The sequence below is a fragment of the Amycolatopsis sp. NPDC003676 genome (genome assembly GCF_053587275.1).
In genome coordinates this window covers 1-2,381 of record NZ_JBSFNS010000238.1, presented here as the reverse complement: position 1 = coordinate 2,381, position 2,381 = coordinate 1, and the positions used below count along the sequence as shown (strand labels likewise).

At 70.5% G+C, this 2,381-nt stretch carries 2 protein-coding genes; both read right to left on the bottom strand.

All coding sequences use genetic code 11. The features are described 5' to 3' along the window. Window positions 1-26: 26 nt before the first annotated feature. On the bottom strand, window positions 27-1,880 hold the full coding sequence (locus ACWDNU_RS45160) for an ABC transporter ATP-binding protein (protein WP_355284026.1): 1,854 nt from the start codon (window positions 1,878-1,880) through the stop codon (window positions 27-29). Beyond that, window positions 1,877-2,381, bottom strand: a 505-nt coding sequence (locus ACWDNU_RS45155; protein WP_449673367.1) for an ATP-binding cassette domain-containing protein, incomplete at its 5' end; no start/stop codon positions are given. The genes ACWDNU_RS45155 and ACWDNU_RS45160, both read right to left, overlap by 4 nt.

Genomic DNA, 2,381 nt, shown 5'->3' with positions numbered 1-2,381 from the left:
CCCCGCTGCTGTACAACACGGTGGCATCAGACCAGCGAATCCCGCCAGGCGGCGTGCAGTCCGGCGAAGCGGCCCTGTCCGGCGATGAGCTCGGCGGGTGAACCGTCCTCGACGACGCGGCCCGCGTCGAGCACCAGCACCCGATCGGCAATGGCCACCGTGGACAACCGATGCGCGATGATCACCGCGGTGCGCTCGCGCAGCAGCGTCTCCAGCGCGTGCTGGACCAGCCGCTCGCCGGGGATGTCCAGGCTCGAGGTCGCCTCGTCCAGCACGATCACCGCGGGGTCGGCCAGGAACACCCGGGCGAACGCGACCAGCTGCCGCTGACCGGCCGAGAGCCTGCCGCCCCTGGTGCGCACATCGGTCGCGTACCCGTCGGGCAGCGACCGGACGAACGCGTCCAGGCCGACCGCCCGCGCGGCCGCCGTGACCTCGGCATCGGTCGCGTCCGGCCTGCCCAGGCGGATGTTGTCGGCGATGGTTCCGGAGAACAAGTACGCCTCCTGGGTGACCATGACGACGTGCCTGCGCAGCTCGGCGTCGGCCAGCCTGCGCAGATCGACACCGTCCAGGGTGACCACGCCGCCGCTCGGATCGTAGAACCGGGTGAGCAGCTTGGCCAGCGTCGACTTGCCCGCGCCGGTGGCACCGACCAGGGCCACCACCTGCCCGGCCGGGATGGCCAGGTCGAACTCCGGCAGCACCGGCGACTCGGCCGTGTAGCCGAACCAGACCTGATCCATCCGCACCGCACCGGTCGCCCGGTCCAGTGCGATCGGATCGCCGGGTTCGGCGACCGCGGGCTCCTCCTCGAGCACCCCGGAGATCTTCTCCAGCGCTGCCGCGGCGGACTGGTAGGAGTTGAACACCTGGGCGAGTTCGTCGAGCGGGCCGTAGAACTGGTCGAGGTAGAGCAGGTACGCGGCGAGCACGCCGATCGCCAGATTGCCCTCCATCACCTGCCAGGCGCCGACCAGCAGCACGATCACCGTGGTCACCTTGCCGATGAAGTTGGACAGACCGACGTAGTCGCCCATGCCGCGGATCGCGGTGGTGGTCGCCCGCTGGTACTCGTCGTCCTCGCCGCCGAGCACCTCCTGGTTGCGGTCCTCGCGACGGAACGCCTGCACCGCGCGCATGCCGCTCATCGACTCCACGAACTGCACGACGACCCGCGCGATCGCGCCGCGCGTGCGCCGGTAGCCCGCGCGCTGCCGCCGCTGCGCCCACCGGGTCACCAGGACCAGCGGCACGAAGCCGAGCAGCACGATCGAGGCCAGCATCGGATCCAGCCACACCAGCAACACCGCGATGGTGACCACCGAGAGCACCGCGCTGAACGCCTGGTTGAGCGCGCCCTCCAGCAGTTCCTGGAGGGTCTCGATATCGCTGGTGAGCCGGGTGACGACCTTGCCCGAGGTGTACTTCTCGTGGAACGACACGCTCAGCCGCTGGGTGTGCCGGAACGCGCGCACCCGCAGGTCGAACAGCACCCGCTGGCTCAGCGAACCGGAGGCCCGCAGGAAGAAGTACGTGGTCAGGCCCGCGAGCACGGTGACCGCGACGAACCCGGCCACCGTGGCCAGCATCGGCGTCCAATTGCCCTGCCTGCCCTGGCTGATGCCGTGATCGAGGCCGTAGGCGATGAACAGCGGCATCGACACCTTGGCCGCGTTGTCGAGCAGGATCAGCACGAAGGTGAGCACCGCCTGCTTGCGGTAGGGCCGCACCAGGTCGAGCAGCAGCCGCCGGGATCGCCCGGCCAGCACCAGGTTTCCGGTGCCGGTGACGGCGTCGTCCTCCTTGGCGATGCCGCGCCAGTCCGCCGCCCGGTCGGTCTGCTCGGGCGGGGTCTGGATCTCGGTGTCGGTGGTCATGATTCACCTCCCATCAGTTCGCGGTAGCGGCTGTTGGTGCGCAGCAGCTTCTCGTGGCTGTCCTCGGCGACGATCCGGCCGTCGGCCAGCAGGGCGACGCGGTCGGCCAGCGCCGCCGTCGACGGCCGGTGCGCGACCAGCAGCGTGGTGGCGCCCGCGAGCACCGTGCGCAGCCGATCCTGCACGCGCTCTTCGGTTTCCACGTCCAGCGCCGAGAGCGGATCGTCGAGCACCATGATCCGGCCCTGCTCGGCCGCGGCCTCGCCGATCAGCACCGCCCTGGCCAGCGCGAGCCGCTGCCGCTGACCACCGGACAGACTCATGCCCTGCTCACCGATCCTGGTGTCCAGGCCCCAGGGCAGTGCGTCGACGAACTCGCTCGCCTGGGCGATATCGAGGGCCTGGCGCACATCGGCGTCGGTGGCGCGCGGATCGCCCAGTGCCACGTTCTCGCGCACACTGGCCGAGAACAGCACCGGCTCCTCGAACGCCACCGTCACC

What these genes read in the sequence shown, in the direction of transcription:
- ACWDNU_RS45160 (WP_355284026.1), bottom strand. Translation starts at nt 1,880, where the DNA reads ATGACCACCGACACCGAGATCCAGACCCCGCCCGAGCAGACCGACCGG.